Annotated in this window: 7 protein-coding genes; 1 reads left to right on the forward strand and 6 read right to left on the reverse strand. The window is 50.7% G+C overall.

The features are described 5' to 3' along the window. The coding region (locus tag EWV84_RS21110) for a hypothetical protein (RefSeq protein ID WP_287079879.1) at positions 1-204 on the forward strand (204 nt) is incomplete at its 5' end. On the opposite strand, the gene pstA is transcribed toward EWV84_RS21110, so the two are convergent. The 6 genes from pstA to EWV84_RS21140 all read right to left on the reverse strand — a co-directional run bounded on the left by pstA (position 146) and on the right by EWV84_RS21140 (position 7,916). Then, positions 146-1,036 carry a phosphate ABC transporter permease PstA gene (pstA, locus tag EWV84_RS21115; RefSeq protein ID WP_286825075.1) on the reverse strand — a complete coding sequence of 297 codons (891 nt, stop codon included), beginning with the start codon at positions 1,034-1,036 and terminating at the stop codon, positions 146-148. The two genes, EWV84_RS21110 and pstA, sit on opposite strands and share 59 nt — an antisense overlap. A 5-nt stretch (positions 1,037-1,041) precedes the next feature. Beyond that, positions 1,042-1,983: a phosphate ABC transporter permease subunit PstC gene (gene pstC, locus EWV84_RS21120; RefSeq protein ID WP_287079880.1), complete on the reverse strand. Its 942-nt coding sequence runs from the start codon at positions 1,981-1,983 to the stop codon at positions 1,042-1,044. A 298-nt stretch (positions 1,984-2,281) separates the two neighbouring features. Beyond that, on the reverse strand, positions 2,282-4,495 hold the full coding sequence (gene psaB / locus EWV84_RS21125; protein WP_002770787.1) for a photosystem I core protein PsaB: 2,214 nt from the start codon (positions 4,493-4,495) through the stop codon (positions 2,282-2,284). A 178-nt stretch (positions 4,496-4,673) separates the two neighbouring features. Then, a complete protein-coding gene (psaA, locus tag EWV84_RS21130) occupies positions 4,674-6,920 on the reverse strand; it encodes a photosystem I core protein PsaA (protein ID WP_045362886.1) in 2,247 nt (748 codons plus the stop codon). Between the two features lie 659 nt (positions 6,921-7,579). Next, positions 7,580-7,696 carry a D-Ala-D-Ala carboxypeptidase family metallohydrolase gene (locus EWV84_RS21135; protein ID WP_287079882.1) on the reverse strand — a complete coding sequence of 39 codons (117 nt, stop codon included), beginning with the start codon at positions 7,694-7,696 and terminating at the stop codon, positions 7,580-7,582. Between the two features lie 37 nt (positions 7,697-7,733). Then, positions 7,734-7,916, reverse strand: a complete 183-nt coding sequence (locus EWV84_RS21140; protein ID WP_287079881.1) for a hypothetical protein — start codon at positions 7,914-7,916, stop codon at positions 7,734-7,736. Positions 7,917-8,163: the final 247 nt, after the last annotated feature.

Consider the following 8,163-nt stretch of genomic DNA (forward strand, 5'->3'; position numbering starts at 1 on the left):
GTCAGACTTAAGCAATTAAGCGTTTTTCGCTATCTGCGTCAACCCCGTTCAGCGACCACCCTAAAAAAGTGGCGTGGTGAGGAATCGCCGTCCGTTTTACGGCGGCGAGGATGTCAAGTATCTACCCCCTTGCCTGCTGCCTTCCCTAATTCGGTGTCGAATAACGTTGACGTAGATAGATGGCGATGGCGTTCAGCGCCATGATCAAAAGGATCAGAACAATAATCGTTGCGGCGGCGGCATTGGCGAAACCAGGTTCAGGACGGGAGACATAACTAAAAATCTGAATGGGCAGTACCATAAATCGCTCGAATAAACCAGGATCGAAGGTCAGAAAACTCACCGCTCCCACCACCACTAGCGAGGCCGCGTCCCCGATCGCCCGCGACACGGAGATAATTACCCCCGTGAGAATCCCCGGCACCGCGTAGGGTAAAACATGGTGTTGGAGCGTCTGCCATTTGGTGCTGCCTAGACCGTAGGAAGCTTGGCGGAGGGAATCGGGAACCGCCCGGATCGCCTCCCGCGCCGCAACGATAATGACTGGCAGCGAGAGAAGCGCAAGGGTTAAGGCCCCGGAAAGTAGGGTAGAGCCGAAATTCAGTAAATAGACGAAGACCCCTAAACCGAGCAAACCGTAAACGATCGAGGGAACCCCGGCCAGATTGCCGATATTCACCTCGATCAGCGCCGTCCACCAGTTTTTCGGGGCGTATTCTTCTAGGTATAGGGCTGCTCCCACCCCGATGGGCACCGCTACCAAGATCACGATTACTCCCAAATAGAGGCTACCGATAATCGCGGGGCGAATTCCCCCGCGATCGGGAAAACGGGAGGGGGTTTCCGTGAGAAAACCGGGGGTGAGTAGGCGGGCCAGTCCGTCATGAAGGACATTGAACAACAGTAGAGCGAGAACGAATAGACCGACGAGTAATCCGATCAAGAAAACATACTCGTAGATTTTGCCGATGGTTTCTCGGCTTTCGAGTCGATCATTAAAGACGGCCGTATCCCTAGTAGGAGAAGATTTAACCATGATAATTAGTCGTATTTTTCCTTAAAGCGATTAGAAATCCAATAACTGCCGATATTGAGCGCCAGAGTGATCAGGAAAAGCACCGCACCGACCGCGTAGATGGATTTAAAATTGAAACTCCCTCTGGGGGCATCTCCACTAGAAACCTGCGCCATAAAAGCGGTCATGGTGGCGATCGATTCCAGTGGATTGAAAGTTAGACGAGGTTGAGCACCCGCCGCGATCAGGACGGTCATGGTTTCTCCCACCGCACGGGAAACCCCCAAAATAATCGAAGCCATAATCCCCGATAGGGCGGCCGGCAGAACCACCTTGAAAATTGTTTCCAGCTTGGTAATTCCTAGGGCGTAGGAACCCTCGCGCAGGGAACGGGGAACCGATTTAATCGCGTCTAGGCTGATCGAACCGACGGTCGGGGTGATCATGATTCCCATCATTAATCCCGCGCTGAGGGCGTTAAAAACCTCTACGGGTAAAAAATTCCGTAGCAAGGGCGTTAGAAAGATCAGTGCGAAGTAACCGTAAACTACGGTGGGAATTCCCGCGAGAATTTCCACGGCCGGACGCAGAATAGAAGCTACTTTCGGGGTCGCGTACTCGGCCAGATAAATCGCTGAAGACAATCCCAACGGAACTGCGACGACCATTGAGATCACCGTGGTTAAAACGGTTCCGTTAATCAACGGCCAGATCCCGAAACGGGGAGGATTAAAAAGGGGAGTCCATTGGCTATCCAAGAAGAACTGCCCGAAACTTACTTCCTGGAAAAAAGCGACAGTTTCCTTGAAAATAATAGCGACGATGCCGAAGGTCGTGACTACAGATACAAGGGCGCAGGCGAACAAAATCGTTCCGATAATTTTCTCGGGAACATCATCGGAGGCTCGCTTGAGAAGAGAATCCCCTCTTGCGAACAAAGAGTCATCAGAAGAACCGGTAGTGGTCATGGGAAATTTTGGGTCTGAAACCCCGCCGTAGAACGGCGGCTTTACGTTAGAATTAAGAGGCCAGTCTCGAAAACCAAGTGGACGGCGCAGCACCTTGAAAACTCGGCTTAGGGGGTTCCGACCAGAAAAGCTTGGCCGGGTAAAAAGTCGCGCGCAACAAGTACAAGAAGCTATAGGGTGGAAGCAGAAACTTAAATCGTGAGGTTTAGGAATCGCCGCACTTTTAGGGCGGCGAGGATGTCAAAAACAAAACCCCCCACCAATGGGCGGGGGGTTTTTTAGTTACCTAATTCAAGGTTTAGCCGAACTTGCCAGCAGTGGAAGCGATCAAGAAGGCGGCGTAGGTGAAGATATAGCCAACGGTGAAGTGAGCTAAACCAACCAAACGAGCCTGAACGATCGAGAGAGCCACGGGTTTGTCTTTCCAACGAACCAGGTTCGCCAGAGGAGTGCGTTCGTGGGCCCAAACGATAGTTTCGATCAACTCTTGCCAGTAACCACGCCAAGAGATCAGGAACATGAAACCGGTTGCCCAAACGAGGTGTCCAAAGAGGAACATCCAGGCCCAGACAGAAAGGTTATTAACACCGTAGGGGTTGTAACCGTTGATTAATTGAGCCGAGTTAGCCCAGAGGTAATCGCGGAACCAGCCCATCAGGTAGGTGGAGTTTTCGTTAAACTGAGCCACGTTACCCGACCAGACACCGAGGTGTTTCCAGTGCCAGTAGAAGGTTAACCAACCCAAGGTGTTCAACATCCAGAACATGGCTAGATAGAAGGAATCCCAAGCAGAGATGTCGCAAGTACCGCCACGACCGGGACCGTCGCAAGGGAAGGAATACCCGAAGTCTTTTTTATCGGGCATTAATTTGGAACCACGAGCGTCTAAAGCACCTTTAACCAGGATTAGAACGGTGGTGTGTAAACCAAGAGCGATCGCATGGTGAACGAGGAAGTCGCCAGGACCGATGGTTAAGAAGAGGGAGTTAGTGCCGCTATTGATTGCGTCTAACCAACCGGGTAACCAAACATCACCGTAGTTGGGATAGGCGGTGTAAGCGATGCTATCGGGGTTAGACAACAGTACGTTCATGCCGTACAGGGTTTTACCCGAAGCTGCTTGCACGAATTGAGCGAACACAGGTTCGATGAGGATTTGTTTTTCGGGAGTACCGAAAGCGACGACTACATCGTTATGAACGTAGAGGCCGAGGGTGTGGAAACCTAAGAAAAGGGAAACCCAGCTTAGGTGAGAGATGATCGCTTCTTTATGCTCCAGCATCCGCGCCAGGACGTTATCTTTGTTCGCTTCGGGATCATAGTCACGCACGAAGAAGATAGCACCGTGGGCGAAAGCACCCACCGCTAGGAACCCAGCGATGTATTGGTGGTGGGTATAGAGAGCCGCTTGGGTGGTGTAGTCCTTAGCGATAAAAGCATAAGGGGGTAGCGCGTACATATGCTGCGCCACCAGAGAGGTGATCACGCCTAAAGAAGCCAGAGCCAAACCGAGTTGGAAGTGGAGAGAGTTGTTAACCGTGTCATAAAGATTTTTGTGACCGGCTCCTAACTTACCACTGGGGGGTCTGTGGGCATTGAGGATGTCCTTGATGCTGTGACCGATGCCCCAGTTGGTGCGGTACATATGACCAGCCACGATGAAGATCACAGCGATCGCCAAGTGGTGGTGAGCCATATCGGTTAACCAGAGGGACTCGGTTTGGGGATGGAAACCACCTAAGAAGGTGAGAATCGCAGTTCCCGCGCCTTGGGCAGTACCGAAAATGTGGTTAGCAGTATCGGGGTTTTCCGCATACACACCCCAGTCACCGGTGAAGAAGGGTAGTAAACCCGCCGGGTGGGGGGGAGTGGAGAGGAAGTTGTCCCAACCAACGTGCTGACCGCGGGATTCGGGGATAGCAACGTGAACGAGGTGTCCGGTCCAAGCTAAGGAGCTAACACCGAACAGAGCGGCGAGGTGGTGGTTCAGGCGAGATTCAGCGTTTTTGAACCAAGCGAGGCTAGGACGGAACTTAGGTTGTAAGTGTAACCAGCCAGCAAAGAGGAAAATCGCCGAGAGAATCAGCAGGAACACCGCACCTTGGTATAGGTCTTGGTTGGAGGTCATACCGATGGTGTAGAACCAGTGGTAAACCCCGGAATAGGCGATGTTAACCGGGTTAGAAGCGCCAGCTTGGGTGAAGGCATCTACAGCGCCTTTACCGAACTGGGGATCCCAAATCGCGTGGGCGATGGGACGGATGTTTAAGGGATCTTTGATCCACTGCTCGAAGTTACCTTGCCAAGCGACGTGGAATATCGTACCGGAAGTCCACAGGAAAATGATTGCAATGTGGCCGAAGTGGGACGCGAAAATCTTTTGGTAGAGATTCTCTTCCGTCATGCCATCATGACTTTCAAAATCGTGGGCTGTGGCGATCCCGTACCAAATCCGACGGGTAGTCGGATCTTGGGCTAGATCTTGGCTAAATTTAGGGAATTTAGTTGCCATAGCTGTTTAGGAAATTCTCCTCTCTAAATAACTGAGGCTCTTACACGAGTGCTGGTTATTTCCTTTTTTCAATTCACCCACTGTAATAGGAAACGCTTACAGTGGTATCGGTCAATCGACGCTGGTTGAGCCTAGTCTTGCCAATCCACGGGGGACTGGCAAGCCCTTATAGGCAAGTTTAGCCAATCGAGAGACTTCTGGCCAAGAAGAATGCCCAAGTGGTGACAATACCGCCTAAGAGGTAGTGAGCCACACCAACGGCACGACCTTGAATGATGCTCAGGGCGCGAGGTTGGATAGCGGGGGCAACTCTTAACTTGTTGTGCGCCCAAACGATCGACTCGATTAATTCTTGCCAGTAGCCGCGACCACTGAACAGGAACATCAAGCTAAACGCGAAGACGAAGTGACCGGCTAGGAACATGATTCCGTAGGCGGACAGGGCAGAGCCATAGGAGTTAATCACCTGGGCCGCTTGCGCCCAGAGGAAATCCCGTAACCAGCCGTTGATGGTGATGGCACTTTGAGCGAAGTTACCGAGGGTAACGTGGGTGACAGTGCCATCGGGGGCGACGGTTCCCCAGACATCGGACTGCATTTTCCAGCTAAAGTGGAAGATTACCACCGAGAGGGAGTTGTACATCCAGAACAGGCCGAGGAAGACGTGATCCCAACCCGAAACTTGGCAGGTACCGCCGCGACCGGGACCATCGCAGGGGAAACGGAAACCGAGATTTGCTTTATCGGGAATCAGACGGGAACCGCGAGCGTAGAGAACCCCTTTGAGGAGAATCAACACGGTTACATGGATGGTGAAGGCGTGGATGTGATGCACGAGGAAATCGGCAGTACCGAGAGTGATCGGCATCATGGCCACTTTGCCACCCACTGCTACCACGTCGCCACCGAAAGCATAACTAGCGGTAGTTAGAGCGTTAGGAGCGGTGTTGCCGGGGGCTAGGGTGTGGAGACTTTGTACCCATTGGGCAAAGATGGGTTGTAGTTGAATTCCCGTATCCGAGAACATATCTTGGGGACGACCAAAAGCCCGCATGGTGTCGTTGTGAATGTATAAACCGAAGCTATGGAAGCCGAGGAAAATACATACCCAGTTCAGGTGGGAGATAATTGCGTCGCGATGACGGATCACCCGATCGAGCAGGTTATCGACGTTTTTGGCCGGATCGTAGTCCCGTACCATGAAGATCGCTCCGTGCGCTCCCGCACCGACGATTAAGAAGCCACCGATCCAAGTGTGGTGAGTGAACAAGGATAGTTGGGTGGCGTAGTCAGTCGCCTGATAGGGATAGGGCGGCATGGCGTACATATGGTGGGCCACGATGATGGTTAGCGAACCTAAGAGAGCAAGGTTAATCGCTAACTGAGCGTGCCAAGAGGTGGTCAGGATTTCGTACAGTCCTTTGTGACCTTGACCGGTGAAGGGACCTTTGTGGTTTTCGAGGATTTCCTTCATGCTGTGACCGATACCCCAGTTGGTACGGTACATATGACCGGCAATGATGAATAATACAGCGATCGCCAAGTGATGGTGAGCGGTATCGGAAAGCCAGAGACCACCGGTCACGGGGTTCAAGCCACCTTTGAAGGTGAGGAAATCCGAGTAAGCACCCCAGTTAAGGGTAAAGAAGGGGGTCAAACCCTGGGCGAAACTGGGATATAAATCCGCCATCTTGCTCGGTTCGAGAATGAACTCGTGGGGCAAGGGGATGTCTTGGGGAGCGACTCCAGCATCGAGGAGTTTGTTCACCGGTAAAGAAACGTGAATCTGATGACCGGCCCAACCTAGGGAACCTAAGCCGAGTAAACCCGCCAAGTGGTGGTTCATCATCGATTCCACGTTTTGGAACCATTCCAGTTTCGGTGCGCTTTTGTGGTAGTGGAACCAACCGGCAAACAGCATCAGACCCGCCATAACTAAACCACCGATAGCGGTGCAGTATAGCTGATAGCTGTTGGTGAACCCGGAGGCGCGCCAGAGGTAGAACAGACCAGAGGTGATCTGAATACCGTGGAAGCCACCGCCCACATCGCCGTTGAGGATGCCTTGACCGACGATCGGCCAGACCACTTGGGCGCTGGGTTTGATGGCGAGCGGGTTGGTTAACCAAGCTTCATAGTTAGAAAATTTCGCGCCGTGGAAGTACATTCCACTCAGCCAAACGAAGACAACGGCGAGATGTCCGAAGTGGGCGCTGAAGATTTTCCGAGAAATATCTTCTAGATCGCTGGTTTGACTATCAAAATCGTGGACGTTGGCGTGTAGGTTCCAAATCCAGGTGGTGGTTTTGGGTCCTTTGGCTAAAGTGCGATCAAAATGCCCCGGTTGACCCCACTTCTCAAAGGAAGTAGGTACTGGGTCTTTATCTACAATCACTTTAGCTACCGCTTTGGGGGGGAGTGCCATGAGGATTCTCCTCTCTCGACAATAGACTTAGCGTTTTATTTGAGGATAGATTTTTTAACCTAAAAAAGGCAAGTTGAAATCTGACCCACCTTTTGTTAATGTCGCTTGACTTTCCTCTTGGGTGAGATTCCAGTCGAAAGCATCAATAGTAGATGATAAGTCTTTGTTCTCTTGTCTGTTCATTATGCTTAACAATAATTAAAATTGTCTTAATCCTTGATAGGAGAGACATTTTCTGCTATGGACGGTCTCAGTCAGGGTCAGACTGGTGATTTTTCTTGACAAAAGTTGATCAATTGTCGCTCCGGAAGCCGATTTCCCCCTTTTATCCCCCACCAGACCATATAGAAAATTCAATAGATAGATTCTCAAAAAACAATCAAACAATTCTGTAAAATTGAGGCCATAACCTGATCTTCTCGCGCTTTTGCTGACACCAGAGCATTCGATGACTCTCGCAAAAATCAATGGTTTCCCTAGTAAACCCACCGGAAACCTTTTTGTCCACCAGTTCGCCATCCCTTGCCGTTGCGAGTATCCAAATGGACAAAACCACGCCGCGCCCCATACCCTAGCGCTCCGAACCAGTGCAAATCAAGCCACGACTGAAACTTAACCAAAGAAGCTGGACTGACTGGACGAATATCGACCGCGCGACCCTAAAGGTGCTGAGAGCTAGACGCGCCCCCAACGGCGCGATTAACGGCCTGCGGGCGATACCAGGAAGTAACCAAAATTGGAGACCCCCATTCCTCACGAATTTTATCGAGTTTGATCGCAAGTTGTCAAATCTCGCGTTCTATCCCTCTTCTGTCACTCTAGGGAACGGGAAGACAGAAATGACAGGGAAAAACGGATTCTAATAAAGAATTTATGGTTCTTCGTTACTTGGTATGATTCGATATGGGGGCATAAATCGACTAAATCCTTATCTGGTAAGAGATTTAATTGATTAGTTCGCTCTAGATCAAAAACAATTGACAAAAATCGCCACATAACACAAACCGAAGAGCCGAATTTATCAATCGATTAAGTTGGGTATATAGAAAAGAAAAGTAGCCAATTAGTCGAGGAGTGAAGAAAACACAGAGCCAAGCTTTTAAACGATTCAAGTAACCGAAAGGGGTAATGATTCGGTAGTAGTGGTGAGCTATGTTGCTTACCTGGTATGAATTGTGTAAAATATTTATTAATAAAAATAATTGGAACCCGATCAGTCTTTAAACCTCTAGCTTGATCATGA

This window comes from Microcystis sp. M_QC_C_20170808_M3Col (assembly GCF_007095505.1).
GTDB lineage: Bacteria > Cyanobacteriota > Cyanobacteriia > Cyanobacteriales > Microcystaceae > Microcystis.